This is a genomic window from Arthrobacter sp. YA7-1, from assembly GCF_025960325.1.
In the GTDB taxonomy this organism is placed as follows: domain Bacteria; phylum Actinomycetota; class Actinomycetes; order Actinomycetales; family Micrococcaceae; genus Arthrobacter; species Arthrobacter bambusae_A.
The window spans coordinates 2,071,207-2,085,490 of sequence record NZ_CP110114.1 but is presented as its reverse complement, the minus strand read 5'-3'; the positions used below and the strand labels follow the sequence as shown (position 1 = coordinate 2,085,490).

The 14,284-nt window shown below is 65.1% G+C and carries 17 protein-coding genes; 7 read left to right on the top strand and 10 right to left on the bottom strand.

Annotated elements, in window-relative coordinates; genetic code table 11:
* The first annotated feature begins 3 nt into the window (after nucleotides 1-3).
* Nucleotides 4-1,719, top strand: a complete 1,716-nt coding sequence (locus OIT41_RS09810) for an FAD-dependent oxidoreductase (RefSeq protein WP_264637880.1) — start codon at nucleotides 4-6, stop codon at nucleotides 1,717-1,719.
* Complete coding sequence (locus OIT41_RS09805; protein ID WP_264637879.1) at nucleotides 1,716-2,951, top strand: cytochrome P450; 1,236 nt, start codon at nucleotides 1,716-1,718, stop codon at nucleotides 2,949-2,951. The genes OIT41_RS09810 and OIT41_RS09805 overlap by 4 nt, the downstream gene beginning before the upstream one ends.
* A 14-nt stretch (nucleotides 2,952-2,965) precedes the next feature.
* Here the strand turns inward: OIT41_RS09805 and OIT41_RS09800 are convergent, their stop codons facing one another.
* The gene (locus tag OIT41_RS09800) at nucleotides 2,966-3,865 is read right to left on the bottom strand and encodes a diacylglycerol/lipid kinase family protein (RefSeq protein ID WP_264637878.1); all 900 of its coding nucleotides are present in this window, start codon (nucleotides 3,863-3,865) and stop codon (nucleotides 2,966-2,968) included.
* A 364-nt stretch (nucleotides 3,866-4,229) separates the two neighbouring features.
* On the opposite strand from OIT41_RS09800, the gene OIT41_RS09795 reads away from it, so the two are divergent.
* Nucleotides 4,230-5,111: a transglycosylase domain-containing protein gene (locus OIT41_RS09795; protein WP_264637877.1), complete on the top strand. Its 882-nt coding sequence runs from the start codon at nucleotides 4,230-4,232 to the stop codon at nucleotides 5,109-5,111.
* 57 nt (nucleotides 5,112-5,168) lie between these two features.
* On the opposite strand, the gene OIT41_RS09790 is transcribed toward OIT41_RS09795, so the two are convergent.
* From OIT41_RS09790 to OIT41_RS09780, 3 genes are all read right to left on the bottom strand, one after another.
* Entirely contained in the window at nucleotides 5,169-5,819 is a 651-nt protein-coding gene (locus OIT41_RS09790; protein WP_264637876.1) for a hypothetical protein, read from the bottom strand.
* Nucleotides 5,820-5,903: 84 nt separating this feature from the next.
* The gene (locus OIT41_RS09785) at nucleotides 5,904-6,935 is read right to left on the bottom strand and encodes an aldo/keto reductase (protein ID WP_264637875.1); all 1,032 of its coding nucleotides are present in this window, start codon (nucleotides 6,933-6,935) and stop codon (nucleotides 5,904-5,906) included.
* 8 nt (nucleotides 6,936-6,943) lie between these two features.
* Nucleotides 6,944-7,816 carry an NAD-dependent epimerase/dehydratase family protein gene (locus OIT41_RS09780; RefSeq protein WP_264637874.1) on the bottom strand — a complete coding sequence of 291 codons (873 nt, stop codon included), beginning with the start codon at nucleotides 7,814-7,816 and terminating at the stop codon, nucleotides 6,944-6,946.
* Nucleotides 7,817-7,953: 137 nt separating this feature from the next.
* Between OIT41_RS09780 and OIT41_RS09775 the strand changes: the two genes are divergently transcribed.
* Together OIT41_RS09775 and arfB are read left to right on the top strand one after the other, a co-directional pair.
* Complete coding sequence (locus tag OIT41_RS09775; RefSeq protein ID WP_078105204.1) at nucleotides 7,954-8,538, top strand: HhH-GPD-type base excision DNA repair protein; 585 nt, start codon at nucleotides 7,954-7,956, stop codon at nucleotides 8,536-8,538.
* A 48-nt stretch (nucleotides 8,539-8,586) separates the two neighbouring features.
* Nucleotides 8,587-9,009 carry an alternative ribosome rescue aminoacyl-tRNA hydrolase ArfB gene (arfB, locus tag OIT41_RS09770; RefSeq protein ID WP_264637873.1) on the top strand — a complete coding sequence of 141 codons (423 nt, stop codon included), beginning with the start codon at nucleotides 8,587-8,589 and terminating at the stop codon, nucleotides 9,007-9,009.
* 5 nt (nucleotides 9,010-9,014) lie between these two features.
* Here arfB and OIT41_RS09765 read toward each other — a convergent pair whose 3' ends face one another.
* The 4 genes from OIT41_RS09765 to trxA form a co-directional block, all read right to left on the bottom strand.
* A complete protein-coding gene (locus OIT41_RS09765) occupies nucleotides 9,015-9,395 on the bottom strand; it encodes a carboxypeptidase-like regulatory domain-containing protein (RefSeq protein ID WP_264637872.1) in 381 nt (126 codons plus the stop codon).
* A gap of 23 nt (nucleotides 9,396-9,418) precedes the next feature.
* Entirely contained in the window at nucleotides 9,419-9,889 is a 471-nt protein-coding gene (locus OIT41_RS09760) for a cupin domain-containing protein (protein ID WP_264637871.1), read from the bottom strand.
* Between the two features lie 69 nt (nucleotides 9,890-9,958).
* Nucleotides 9,959-10,351: a heavy metal-responsive transcriptional regulator gene (locus OIT41_RS09755; RefSeq protein ID WP_264637870.1), complete on the bottom strand. Its 393-nt coding sequence runs from the start codon at nucleotides 10,349-10,351 to the stop codon at nucleotides 9,959-9,961.
* A gap of 62 nt (nucleotides 10,352-10,413) precedes the next feature.
* Nucleotides 10,414-10,740, bottom strand: a complete 327-nt coding sequence (gene trxA / locus OIT41_RS09750) for a thioredoxin (protein WP_264637869.1) — start codon at nucleotides 10,738-10,740, stop codon at nucleotides 10,414-10,416.
* 194 nt (nucleotides 10,741-10,934) lie between these two features.
* On the opposite strand from trxA, the gene OIT41_RS09745 reads away from it, so the two are divergent.
* Complete coding sequence (locus OIT41_RS09745) at nucleotides 10,935-11,672, top strand: hypothetical protein (RefSeq protein ID WP_264637868.1); 738 nt, start codon at nucleotides 10,935-10,937, stop codon at nucleotides 11,670-11,672.
* Between the two features lie 10 nt (nucleotides 11,673-11,682).
* On the opposite strand, the gene OIT41_RS09740 is transcribed toward OIT41_RS09745, so the two are convergent.
* Both OIT41_RS09740 and OIT41_RS09735 read right to left on the bottom strand, forming a co-directional pair.
* A complete protein-coding gene (locus tag OIT41_RS09740; protein ID WP_264637867.1) occupies nucleotides 11,683-12,180 on the bottom strand; it encodes an SDR family oxidoreductase in 498 nt (165 codons plus the stop codon).
* A 22-nt stretch (nucleotides 12,181-12,202) separates the two neighbouring features.
* Nucleotides 12,203-12,799, bottom strand: coding sequence for a dihydrofolate reductase family protein (locus tag OIT41_RS09735; RefSeq protein ID WP_241708712.1), 597 nt, complete (start codon nucleotides 12,797-12,799; stop codon nucleotides 12,203-12,205).
* Between the two features lie 275 nt (nucleotides 12,800-13,074).
* Here OIT41_RS09735 and OIT41_RS09730 point away from each other — a divergent pair, with 275 nt between their 5' ends.
* Nucleotides 13,075-14,259, top strand: coding sequence for an integrase catalytic domain-containing protein (locus tag OIT41_RS09730; RefSeq protein ID WP_264637414.1), 1,185 nt, complete (start codon nucleotides 13,075-13,077; stop codon nucleotides 14,257-14,259).
* Nucleotides 14,260-14,284: the final 25 nt, after the last annotated feature.

Sequence of the window (14,284 nt, the reverse complement as noted above, 5' to 3'; positions counted from 1 at the left end):
GGCATGAGGATCGTCGTCGATCTCACGAAATGCCAGGGTTACGCCCAGTGCGCTTTTCTTGCCCCGGATGTCTTCACGATCCAGGGAGACGAGGCGCTCACGTACGACCCGGACCCCGACGACGCACAGGGCACGAAGGTCCGGCGCGCTGCCGCTGCATGTCCGGTCCAGGCCATCCGGCTCGAACAGCCGCCCGCCCCGGGCACCCTCGATGGACAGTCCGGTCCGGACATGGCTTACCAAACAAGCACGCGGCCCGGAATGTCCGACCCCGTGCTCAACAACGGAGGCGCCTTCAAGAAAACCGGACGGATCGTCATCGTCGGAGCCTCACTGACGGGACTCCACGCCGCAGAGGCGCTGCGTGAGGAGGGCTTCACGGGCTCCCTGACGTTGATCGGCGAGGAACCGCACGAACCCTATGACCGGCCGCCGCTGTCGAAACAGCTCCTCGCAGGGGCATTCCGGTCGGCGGACACTTCACTGCCCCAGCGCCGGGACATCGGCGCCACCTGGCGGCTGGGCGTGGCCGCGACCAGCCTCAATCTGGCGACGAAGCAGGTCCAACTCGCCGACGGCAACCGGATCGGCTTCGACAAGTTGCTGATTGCCACCGGCTTGCGCTCCCGCCCCTGGCCCAACACGGCGGAGGCCGCCCTTGCAGGAGTGCTGACGTTGCGCACCCAGGAGGACTCCGCCACCCTGCGCCACCTCCTCGCAGGCCATCCCCGTCGGGTGTTGGTCATCGGCGCCGGATTCATAGGTTGCGAAGTCGCGTCCGTGTGCCGCGAACTGGGCCTGCAGGTCACCGTCGCCGAGGCTGGTCCGGCTCCGCTCGTCGCTGCCTTGGGAGGCACAATCGGCGCAATAGCCGGCGAACTGCAACTCGAGAACGGCGTGGATTTGCGCTGCGGTGTCCGGGTCACGTCCCTTGAAGGCGATGCCACGGGGCAGCTGCGCCGTGCCGTTCTGTCGGACGGAACAACCCTTGAAGTCGACGTCGCGGTGGCCGCGCTGGGTTCCGTCCGCAATGTCGAATGGCTCGCGGATTCCGGATTGGCATGCGGAGTGTGGGGCGTCGCGTGCGACGCCGGCTGCCGCGCCTTCGACGCGAACGGACTGGTCACCGACGACGTCTTCGTCGCCGGCGACATAGCGCGCGCACCGCAGCCGATGTACGGATATCAATACCTCGCCGTCGAGCATTGGGGCAACGCCATCTCGCAGGCCGAAGTCGCAGCGCACAACATGGTCAGCCGGGAGACCGAACGGTGGCCGCACTTGGCGGTGCCGAAATTCTGGTCGGTTCAATTCGGCACCGAGATCAAAAGCGTGGGAGTGCCTTCGGCCGCCGACGAGGTCGCCATCGTCCAAGGGTCGGTGGCGCAGCGGCGATTCCTGGCCGTCTACGGGTACAAGGGCCGCATCGTGGCGGCGGTCGCCTTCAACCAGAACAAGTGGCTCGACTTCTACGAACCGCTGATCGAGCAAGCGGCCCCGTTCCCGCCGGCATTCCACCACGTCGACGAAGCAACCCATGCCGATCCCGTGCCGGCAGGGTTCAAAGCCGCGCCCAGCCCCACGCAGGACGCCACCGTCGTCGTCACCGGACACGATCCGAATGAACGCCGGGCGAGGCTGACCAACCCAGCCGCCGGCGAAACACCGTCACGCAGACCGGCGGAAAGCGCCGCGAGGACAAAGGAGGGGTCACCATGACCGTGGACAACATTTGGGAGCAGATCCTCGACTACTCACACAGGGCCAATCCCTACCCGCTATACGCTGAGCTCCGCCGGACGCCCGTGGCCAGGCTTCAGGACGGCGCGTATGTTGCCAGCGGCTACGCAGAGATCGCTGCGCTCCTGCATGACCCCCGGGTGAGTTCCGACTTCAGCCACAACCCGGTCGCAGCCGCGGCGGCAGCCGGAGAGAACGGAGACGGCCCCGGCATGTCTCCGACGTTCTTGAGCATGGACCCGCCCGACCACGACAAGTTCCGGCGAATCACCATGCGACACTTCGGCCCACCCACGACGCCGGGCCGCGTCGCCGGGATGGAGCCAAGGATGACGGACATCGTCACGGATCTGATCGACAAGATGGAGGGCCGGACCAGCGTTGACATCGTGGACGAACTGGCATACCCGCTGCCCGTCACCATCATCTGCGAGCTTCTCGGCGTAGCCCCCGGAGACGAACACCGGTTCCGGGCCTGGGTGGAAGTCGCCCTGCAATCCACCGACCCCGGGCTCGACCCGGAAACGCAACAGAAGAAGAGAGCCGAAGCCGGCAAGGAACTACGGGCCTTCATGGAAGAACTGGTGGAAGCCCACCGCCAGGCCCCGGGAAACGACCTGCTTTCTGCGCTTGCCACCGATGACGGCCCTGAAGGCCGCATGCCTGCCGATCAGCTGGTCAGCACCGGACTTCTCCTGCTCATTGCCGGACACGAAACCACGGTGAACCTCATTTCCAACGGGATCCTCACCCTGCTTCGCCACCCGCACGAACTTCGGAGGCTGCGCAACGACCCGGACCTGGCCATCCCGATGGTCGAGGAGCTGCTGCGCTACGAGCCGCCGGTCCATTTCATTCCGTTCCGCACAGCCCTCGACGATATCGACATCGGCGGAACGACCATCACGGCGGGCTCCTCGATCACCCTGCTCCTGGCCGCGGGAAACCGCGACCCCGCCCACGTCGCCGACCCCGACGTGTTCATCCCGGAGCGGCGCGACAACCAGCATCTGGGCTTTGGCGGCGGGATCCACCTCTGCTTTGGCGCCCCCCTCGCGCGACTCGAGGCGCAGACCGCACTCACGGCATTTGCCCGCAGGCTCGAGAACCCGCGGCTCGTGGAGGATCCGCCGAGCTACCGGCCGAGCCCGTTCCTGCGCGGGCCTTCGCACCTGCCGATCGACATCGACGGCGTCGTGGCGCGGCGCTAGGCCCCCGCGCCGTCCTATCCCAGGGTGGAGAGGGCCGCCGGAGCGCACTCGATTCTGACAGGGACGTTCGCATCAACGGACTTGACTTCGCCGTCGATCTGATAGGCCAGCGGCTCGATGGTGGTGAACGAATAGCTGCTCATGCTGGGCTGGTCCCCCAGCCCCATCGTGGCGGCCCGCAGCGCCATCAAGAGGACCCGCCATTTTGGCCTGTGGGCAAAGAGGACCACTTCGAATTTGCCGTCAGCGAGCTTGTCGTCCGCGTCGCTGAGCGTGGCGTACTTCGCCATCTCCGGAATGTTGGCGAGCACGAGGCTGTCCAAACGGCGGCGCTTGCCGTCGGCCTGGCGTATTTCGAAGGGCTCGAACTTGGAGAAGGTCCGCATCACGGAGACCATTTCCTTCAGGGCCCCCTTGCCGCCCTTTTCCAGGTCAATCGCCACGACCGGGGTCAGTCCAAAACCAACATAGGAGTGCGCGTACTCCGCGGGCGAGTCCGATCCTTTGCCTGTGTGGACGCGCAGCAAGTCGATGCTCCGCACACTGCCCGCGGCGATCGCTTCACCGAGCGGCTGGGTGCCGGTGCTCCGCCGGTGGTCATTGGCATTGCCCGCCCCAAGCACCGCGCAGACGGCTTGGGGATTTCCGCCCTGCATCACGCCGTTGACAACCTCGTTGTAACCGCCGTCACCGCTGACGGACACCACCAACACGTCCCCGCCGCCGCTCACCGCATCCCGTGCCAGCTCGACGGCATGTCCGGCGCGGGCGGTCGGCTGGAGCCTGATGTCCACCGGGTAGCTCAGCAGACCCTTCAGCTCACTCTGCAGACCTTCGGCCAGTCTGCGCGCATCCCCGGTGCTGTTGGGATTGAAAATGATGACGATCGATTCAAACGTCCGTGCAGAAGTCATGTGCCGCTCCGATTTTCGCTCGTGATCACTTCGCTAAGTGTACTTACAATCCTCCGCCGCACCCTACGGGCCGTCGGCGAGGACTGCTCTTACCCGGCTGAGCGCGCCTGGCTGAACTGAACAAGCAGCAAGGCCCGGTAGACTTTCGTGCCATCCTCAACCCCTTTCAGGGGTTCCGTGCGGGACGAGAAGCGAAAGCAGACCGATGGACAATCCAACACCACCGACCTCGCCTCGGCGTCCGCAGCCAGGGCGCCGTCCTTCAGCGGGCCGCACTCATCAGGCGCGGGCCAAAGTCACCAGCTACCCCGTGCCTGTCGCCATGGAGCCGGAGGGAGCCGTGCAGGACCCGTTGAAGCGGCCCGTGACGGAGCCTGATCAAGCCCAACCGCCGGCCCCTGCAAACGGCAAGAAGGCCAAGCGATCCAAACGGAAATGGCGCCGCAAGCTCTTGCTGGCCCTGATCACCCCGCTGGTCCTGGTCCAAATCATCGCCTTCATGTTCAGCATGGGCGTGACGCCGGCGCGCACCGCATACATGCTGGAGGCGGGTGAACCCAACGTCTACCAGTTCGTCTCGATCAACCACATGAGCCGGCACTTGCTGGCCGCGACCATCGCCCACGAAGACGAACAGCTCGGCACCCGCAGCGGGGCCTTCGACCTCGGCGACCTCCAGGCGAGGGCCCAGGCATATTTCCAAGGAAAGCCCGACCCGAGCGGTTCCACGATCCCCCAGCAGCTAGTCAAGAACATCTTCCTCTGGGACGACCAAAACGCCGTGCGGAAGGGCATTGAAGCTGTCCTGGCAACCCAGTTCAGCTACACCTTGAGCCCTCAGCGCACCTTGGAGCTGTACCTGAACTATGCGCAGTTCGGCCCCCATCTGTATGGCGTCTGCGCCGCCAGCTGGTACTACTTCGGAACACCGCCGTGGAATATGACCGACTATCAATCCGCGCAGCTGATGGGCGTCCTTCCGCTGCCGGATCTGGTCAAGCGGGATCCCAAGGGAGGCATCTACCTGGGCGCGGGCGTCGACCCCGCCGTGTGGAACCTTGTGAACGGGGCCGCGAATGTCTGGGTCCCCCGGCAGCTCGTTGGCTTGGGCGGATGGCAAGGAGCCGTTGGGACGATCGGCATCTCGGACACTGCGGACAGCCATGCCGACCAGCGCTCCGACAACGACGCATGCTCGACCATGCCCCAAAGCGTGAAGGACCGCATTCAGGGCGAAGCCGGTTAGGTGTGCCTACCGGCGTCGAACCGGGAGCAAATCCCGCCCCGACGGGAGGCTCCGGGCTCAGCCACGCGGCGCCGGCAGGTCCAGGTTCCAGTGGCGCGAGACCATCAGCAGCCAGTCGACGTCGTCGTCGTGGCCTGCGCCCGCGGGTCCCGGGGTGATGAAGAAACGGGAGACAACGCGCTGCGAGCCCTCGGCGTCTCCGTAGAGCACGTCGACGGCGAAGCCCTCGCCAGCCGCTCCCGCGGTGGCGTTGCGGAAGTCGGCCGACTCCGGGTCCCGGATCGCGACCTGGCAGAATCCGGCGTCATTGGCTGGCACGTAGATGTCCCGGGTCAGCCGGTGGAACTCCCCCACCGGCGACAACGGAGCCCTGGAGTCCGGTGGAAGGTGCCAGCCGTGCAGGATCGCCACGCCCGCGCCGGCATTGCGCACCGACATCAGCAGGTACACAGCGTTGTCGCTGATCTCGAGAGCGGCATGGCCCCCGCGCACCACCATCCACTTGCCTTCCATGAACCGCACCTTCTGGGGCGCGTCAGACCAGTTGGAGGGCAACAGGATGGGGCGCAATCCATTCAGCAGGGCGCGCTCGGCCAGCCGTGCAGATCGGTTGGCCGATCTCGTGGAGATGAACGTCGCGACGGCGAGAACAGTCGTGCCAAGCGCGGTGCCGAGGTTGGAGAGCAATACCCAGTCGACCATAGCCACATTCAACGCCTGTCCCGCGTTGTGGGCAATCGACGTCGGATGTCTACGACGCCCGGCACGGGACCGGGCGCCCGGCGCTGTGCGTTACCGGCCGCCCTCGATCTTCCGGCTGCGCTGGTTCTGCGCCATCGGACCATACGGATAGACGCCGACGCGCGGTTGGCTGGCCTCCGTGAGCCGGCTTGTTTCCTCGGAGCTGAGTTCCAGGTCTGCCGCGGCCAGGTTGTCCGCGAGCTGTTCCGTGGTGCGGGCGCCGAGGATCACGGAGGTCACGGCGGGCCGGTCCGCCAACCACGCGAGTGCAACCTGGGAAGCACTGACGCCATGATCCGCTGCGATCTTTTCCACTGTCCCGATGACGTCCCAGGTGCGGGGGTCGTCGTTGCGGGCCTGCCATGCCTCCATGCCACGTTCCGGGTTTTCACCCAGGCGGGTGGCCCCGGTGGGCGGCACGTCGCGCTTGTACTTACCGGAGAGCCATCCGCCACCCAACGGCGACCACGGCAGCAGCCCGATGCCGGCATCCAACGACGCCGGGACGATTTCCGATTCGATTTCGCGGACGAGCAGGCTGTACTGGGGCTGCAACGTCACCGGCGCGCTCCAGCCAAAGGCCTTGGCCACGTGGACGGCCTTGGTCAACTGCCACCCCAGGAAGTTGGAAAAACCGTAGTACGCGATCTTGCCGCTGCTCACGGAGTCGTGCAGGAAACGCAGCGTCTCCTCCAACGGCGTAATGGGGTCCCACGCGTGCATTTGGTAGAGGTCGATCTGCTCCACGCCCAAACGGCGCAGCGAATCGTCCAACGCCCGGGTGAGGTGGCGGCGGGAGGTGCCGACGTCATTCGGTGCCGTCCCCATGGGGAAGCGGCCCTTGGTGGCCAGCACCACGCGGTCCCGCGCGTCGGGCCGCTCGGCCAGCCAGCGGCCGATGATCTCCTCCGATGCGCCGGCGCTGTAGACATCGGCGGTGTCGATGAAGTTGCCTCCCGCCTCGACGTAGCTGTCCAGGATGGCGCGGGACGTTTCCTCCGTTGCCTCGGCTCCGAAAGTCATGGTTCCCAGCGCGTAGTTCGAAACCACGGCGCCGCTGTTGCCCAAAGTGCGGTATAGCATGCTGCTCCTCAATCCTCGACGGGGGTAGTGCGGTTCGAATGATAGGTGCGCCACGTGTGTTCGGGCTCGAACCCGAGCAAGCGCTTGGCCTTGTCGATGGAGAGCATGGTCTCGTGCTCTTCCAGGTCCTTGACCACCTTCACATCAGGGAACACCTCCGCAGCCAGGCTGGCACTGGACCGGCTCATGACGGTGTCCGCGTTCGCCACGATGAACGCCTCGAATCCGGGCTTGCCGTATTCAAGGGCCCGGGCCACGGCCTGCGCGCCGTCCCGGCCGTCGATGTAACCCCATAGGTTCCATTTACGCAGCCTCGCGTCGGCGTCGAAGGACGGGAACCGTTCGTAGTCTTCCACGTCCATGACATTGGAGAACCGGAGCCCCACGATACTCAGCCCAGGGTCCCAGCGCGTCAACTCGATGGCCATCTGCTCTTCGAGGTGCTTTACGAGCGAATAGGTGCTTTCGGGCCGCGCCGGGTATTCCTCATCCACCGGGATATAGGGAGGGTCGACGTCGAACGGCAGTCCCAGCACCGTCTCGCTTGAGGCGTAGACAATCTTCTTGATCCCGGCCCGGCGGGCCGCTTGGAACACGTTGTACGTCGAGAGCATGTTGTTCTCGAATGTCGCGACATCCGGGACGATGCCGGGTGCTGGGATGGCCCCCAGATGCACGACGGCGTCGAAGCCGCTGTGCCGGTCGTCCAGGCCCAGGAACACATCCAGCACCTGGCCATAGTCACGCAGGTCGACGATCGCCAGGCCCGGACTCCTTTCGCCCGCACGGTCCAGGTTCAACACCTGGTGGCCGTCCCCGCTCAGCCGGCGCACCACGTGCCGGCCCAGTTTTCCGCTTCCACCCGTCACTGCAATTCTCATCGGTACTCCTTCGATAGGGCTTGCTGGTCTCCTCATCGACACTAGGGCAGAAACCGGCTCCTGCGCATGGCCCTCCGGATCCTAGGAACGTCAGGCACCCGCTCCCGCGGGACTAATCAAGGTGGGAGGATGGGCGCATGGAACTGCACATTACCGGCGACCCCGCCGCCGACCAGCTGCTCAGCGATGACGCGTTCGCACTTCTCATCGGCATGCTGCTAGACCAACAGGTGACCATGGAGTCTGCCTTCGCCGGACCCGAAAAGATCCGGACGCGCATCGGATCCATGTCCCCTGCCGCAATCGCCGAATATGACCCTGCAGGTTTCGTTGAGGTCTTCAAGGAGCGTCCGTCCGTCCACCGTTTCCCCGGCTCGATGGCCGGCCGCGTCCAGGATCTCGCCGCGACCGTTCAGCGCGATTGGAATGGAGACGCCACTGCCATCTGGACCCAGGACAACCCGGACGGCCAGGAGGTGCTCCGCAGGTTGAAGGAATTGCCCGGCTTCGGAGAGCAAAAGGCAAAAATCTTCCTGGCACTGCTCGGGAAGCAGCGCGGACTCCAGGCACAAGGTTGGCGCGAGGCTGCCGGCGCCTACGGCCAGGAGAGCGCTTTTCTTTCTGTCGCCGACATCGTGGATCCGGAGTCGCTGAGAAAAGTTCGCGCCAACAAGCAGGCTGCCAAAGCCGCGATCAAAGCGGCGAAGGCCTCCGGAAGCTGAGAAGCAGCGGGGCGGGTGTTCCCGCCCATATCGTGAAACGCTTGCAGCATGGATCTCGAAGTGTCGCCCGCGCTCACGATTCCGACGTCGGAACTCGGCTGGCGGTTCTCCCGCTCGTCAGGGCCTGGCGGTCAACACGTCAACACCTCGGACAGCCGCGTCGAACTGTCATGGAATGTCGCCGACTCGGCAGCGCTTTCCGATGACCAACGGCTGCTGCTGGTCACGCGTCTTGGACCCCGTCTCGTTGCCGGGGTGATCACCCTGGCCGCCTCCGAGCAACGGTCCCAGTTGCGGAATCGCGAAATCGCACTGGCCAAGCTCTCGAGCCTCGTGGCGGAGGGTCTTGCTCCCGAAGCGGCTGCCCGACGGGCGAGCAAACCCACCCGGAGCTCGAAGCGCCGGCACCGGGTCGCAAAGGAACACCGGGCGGCGACGAAACAACAACGAAAACGGCCGTCCGCCGAGTAGCTCGCTTAGCGAATCCCGCTGTCGACAACCAGCGTGACATGAACGGGGATCTGCGAGATGACCACCGTCTGGGTCGCCGTCGAAAGGTAACCGCCGATGTTGCTCGCCTTGATCACGTAACGACCGTCAGGCAGCGTGAGATGGAAGGAACCAGTGCCGTCGGTCCGTCTGGAGCCTCGGACAGCGTCCCCGTCCAAGGCGACAACCGCGGCGCCCGAGACGGGGCGCGGCGGACACTCCTGACCGACACGTTCGACGGGACATGCCGGGGCGGTCAGGACAATGCCGGTGACAACGCCGGTATGCCCCGCGTCCGGACCTCCCGGACCGGCGCATCCGCCCAACCACAGGGCCGCGGCCAGCAGGGTCACGGGGAATCGCTTCACTGCACTCACCAATATGTGTCGATTCAGGGCGCAGGGTGAAGGGGATCGATCCACCGGACTATTTCCGGTGGCTCAGCGGACTCGATATCCAGGTTGATGACTATTGGGTCCTGGCCGCTGCGGACAAGGACGCAATTGAGAGCCTCGGTCTGGCTTGCGTTGATCTCCTGATGGGGTACGAACGGCGGAACGAATATGAAGTCGCCCGGCCCGGCGTCGGCGACGAACTCCAGGCTGTCTCCCCACCGCATGCGTGCCCGGCCGCTGACGACGTAGATGACGCTTTGCAGTTCCCCGTGATGGTGGGCCCCGGTCTTGGCATCGGCATCAATGGTGACGGTGCCCGCCCACAGCTTGTTGGCTCCCGCCCGGGCATGCGTGATTGCCGCGGCTCTCGCCATGCCAGGGGTTTGGGGTGTGTTCGGATCGAGCTGCGAACCTGGAATGACTTTGACTCCGTGGTCGCGCCAATTCGGCTGTGAGTCAGGGCTCATTTTCATCCTCCGCGAAGCAGTGGCGGCACCCCTGAGACAATGATAGGCGCGTCAGTAGTGATGCGGTCGTCAGAGGTAGCTGCAGATCCTATCGGCGTCGCACGCCTCCGGATCCGCGGCAGCCGCGGCAGCGTGGTATCCGGCGACGGTGGTGCGCAGCGCGACGAGGTCGGCGATCTGCGCGTCGAGGTCGGCCAACTGCCCGGCCAGAAGGTCGCGAACATGGGTACAAGGGGAGCGGCCTGCGTCGCGCAAAAGCAGGATTTCACGAATCTGCGCGAGTGCCAGTCCTGCGGCGCGCCCACGGCGGATGAAGTCGAGCCGATTGACGGTTTCGTCCGGGTAATCGCGGTATCCGCTGGCAGTGCGCTTCGCCGCAGGCAGCAACCCGTGCTCTTCATAGAATCTCAAGGCCTTGCTGGTCATACCCGCCGCCTGGGCAGCTTCACCGATTCGCACCATGCACCTCGTCTTCCCCCGTTGACCTCCACTGTAGGGGAAGGCGTTCATGGGGTGAAGGCGGACTAGCGCAAGTATTCAGCGAACTCCATTTCGAAGTACCTCTTCGCCCCCACCCCGATCACGGAGATTCTGCGTTCGCCGTCCTTGAACAGGAACACCGACGGAACAGAGCTAATCCCGAAGGCAACCGCGGTTTCGGGATTCTCGTCGACGTTGACTTTGACGACATCGATTTTGTCGGCGTATTCCACCGCGAGCTGTTCCAGGACCGGGAAGAGCCTGGTGCAGGGTCCAGACCAGCCCGCCCAGAATTCCACGACGACGGGTTTGGGTGACTTCATCACCTCGGCGTCGAAGGACGCGTCGGTGACTTCCTTGGTTTTTGCCATGCTTTTCCCCCTATTGAATGGCCCGGTCTGTGATGCCGGACTACTCCTGCGCTCCGTCCCCTTCGCTGTCACCCCGACTGGAAGCCTGCCGTGCCCTCCACCTTCGCACCTTCCCCCAAGGGAAAAGTCAAGGGGAACGGCGGGCGGCCGGACTGGCGAGTCGCACGAAAAGCCATCAAGCTATGTAGGGGGTAATGAGGGAAGAACGCATTCCCTCCGCACAGGAAGGCCCCGCAATTCCCAGCCCAAAACGATCATTCAGTCCCTGGATCCGCACGTACCTCAAGGGCAGTGACGCGGGGCGCGCAGATGCCAAAGGCCTCGGCGCCCTCAAGCCTGTCGAGCCGGCCACCCGGCGGGAGGGCAAGCCCCTCCTCGGCGAAGATCAGGTCTATGTCATGAAATACGAAAAGGAGTACCACCCGGCGTGGTGCCGCGTCGTCGCCGAGAAATGGAGCAGCGCCCCCCGAGGCTTGCTTGTGACCCTTTTGGCCGACGTCGGGATGCGGACCAGGTGCCCGGAATGCGATCGATCCGTGAATTCGGCCACGGAGCCACCCGTGCACGAACACGCAAGACATCCCCAACCCACCCGGCAGCCTGACCAGGTCATCCCGTTACGCGTCGTCGGGTTCTCCCACGGAGTCCTGTTCTTGGCGGCGGGGCCAAAATATCAAGAGCTCCTCAAGGGAACCGCCGTCGAGCCGGCCACCCCGCTGCTCGTCGATGGTCGACGGCACGGAATGCTGCTGCGGGTGGATGCTTCCCGCCAGGAGCCGCTCCTGGTGATCCAGATGGATCCCCGCTACAAGTTCCGAAACGGCGCCTATCAGGTGCGCTTACGACCTCCGCTGCAGCGCTCCGCCACCAAACCGTATGCCGTGGACTTCGTTGAACCGGCGGCGCGGGCCAGGCATGCCGCCCCGCACTGAATCCGCCGCGTCACCTCCCGACCACACCGGGCACCCGTTGAGTGAGGAACTCATCCCAGGTCTTCCGCCCGACGGCCATTTCCTCGGACAGGTTTGCACCCTCCCTGATCGCCTTGGCGGCCTTCCCCGGCATGTGAACGGGAACGAGAAGGCGTCGCTGACCGGCCGCGGAGAGATAGGAGCGGATGAGGTCTCGCATTGGATAGCAGAGCGGCCCGGCAAGATCGGGCACCAGGCCGGCCGGCTCATTGAGGGCGAGTTCCACGAGCCGGTCCGCGACCTCGCCAGCGTCCACCGGCTGGAACCGGAAGCCCTTCGGCACGGGAATGACGGGAAGCTTCGCCATAGCGCGCGCAGTCAGCAGCGTCAGTTCGAAGAACTGGGTTGCGCGGAGTGTACTGAAGGGGATCCCGGATCCTGCCACGACGTCCTCCGCATCCCGCAAGCGCGAAGCCACGAGCCGGCCAAGCGTGCCGGTACCACCCGTCACCAAGATCGTCGAACTCACCTCCGCTTCCCGTCGCATTGGCTCACACCGCGCCGCTGCCCGGCGGACCGCTGAGTACTGTGGGGACATACTCGAGCAGCTGGAGCCGACCATCGAAGGTCTTGCTCTCCACCATTTCGAGCGAAACGTCCGGATAGCCGTCGTAGATCCGCTCCCGACCGGTGCTGCCTGTGATCACGGGGAAGACGACCAGCCGGAACCTGTCCACGAGTCCGGCGCTCAGCAGTGACCGGCACAAGCTGACGCTCCCCAGAGTGCTCAAGGGTCCTGTCCGGGTCCGCTTCATCTCCGCCACAGCCCGGACCGCGTCCCCGGTGACAAGCTCCGAGTTCGGCCACGTCAGGGGCGCCTGCAACGTGGACGAGAAGACGACCTTCGGCACGGCGGCAAGGCCGGTGAGGGTAGCCCCCTCATCATCGGAGAATCCCGAGCTCGCGGCCGCCGCCTCCTCGGACATCCTGGACATCAGCCGGTAGGTGTTCGCCCCGAGAAGGAAGGTGTAGCCCTTCTCCCCCTCCTGCTGAAGCCAGTCAAGGTATTCCGGCCCCTCCAGGCCCCACCAGCCGGGCCATCCCACGGCCGAGGCATACCCGTCCAGGGAGATGATCAGGTCGACCATCAGCTCCGCTGAGGACGCAGCCGCAGTTGTCTCGCCCACGCCTCCTCCTCGAAGTTGATCGACGTCGGTCCCGCCCGGCCGCAAGGCCCGGGACGGACGGGTCCGGTGGCGGCCATGCTATCCCCGGAGCGGTCGGGGGTTCAAGGGACCGCGTTGACTCATTGAAAACCTCCGCGTAGCCGGATACGTTGCCTCATTTGAAAACCTCCGCGTAGCGGCGTGGTTCGCAGGTGTGGCGGCGGTTGGGGGCTATGCCCGTTTTCATGGAGCTAACGATGGCCCAGCGGCAAGCTGTGACGAAGAAGAAGGCCCTCGCCTATAAGGGTGCTGATCGTGCAGGGAAGTCCCGGATCCTGAACGAACTGGTCGAGCTGACCGGGTGGCACCGCGACTACGCCCGGGCGGCGTTGCGGGATGCCCTGGTGTTGAAGATCGTCAGACCACGCCCGGGCAGGACCCCGGTGTACGGGCCCGATCTGCTGCCGGCCCTCATCAAGTGCTGGGCCGTGCTGCGCGCCCCTGCCGGCAGGCTGCTGGCCCCGATGCTGCCTGTCCTGGTGCCGCTGCTGCGCCGGGACCGGGAGCTTGAGCTGACCGATGAACAGGCCGGACTGCTGATGCGGATGAGCGCAGCGACGATCGACCGGAAACTCGCCGGCGAACGGGCAAAACTTTTCCCGCGGGGAAGGTCCCATACCAAGCCGGGCACGCTGCTCAAATCCCAGATCCCGGTCCGCACCTGGGCCGAGTGGGATGACGCCGTCCCGGGGTTCGTGGAGATCGACCTGGTGGGCCACGAAGGAGGCAACAGCTTCGGGGAGTTCTGCTGCACCCTGACGGTGACGGACATCGCCACGGGCTGGACCGTGAACCGGTCGGTGCGGAACAAGGCCGCCAAATGGGTCTTCGAGGCCCTCGAACACGTCACTGCCGTGTTCCCGTTCCCCATCATCGGCATCGATTCAGACAACGGTTCCGAGTTCATCAACGAGCATCTGCTGGCCTACTGCCACGCGCACGAGATCACCTTCACCCGCTCCCGGCCCGGCAACAAAAACGACGGAGCCCACGTGGAGCAGAAGAACTGGGCCAGGGTCCGGGAACTGGTCGGCTACCTGCGCTACGACACCCCCGCGGAACTGGCCAAACTCAACGAGATCTGGGAGCTGGACCGTGTCCTCACCAACTACCTGCTGCCCCAGCAGAAGCTACTCTTCAAGCAGCGGCACGGCGCGAAAGTCACCAAGAAACACGACGCCCCCGCCACACCCCACCAACGCGCGATCCGGCATGAACGGATGCACAAACGCCCGGTCATCCAGATGAACGCCGCCTTCAAACGCATCAAGCCCGGAGCCCTCTCACGCCAGATCCTGGCGCTCACCGGGCAACTGGAAACACTGGCCTTGGCCAAGAAACCAGCACCCCTCAAACCCTTCAACCGCGCCTGGAACCACTAGGCCTCGCGGAGGCACTTCACCGAGG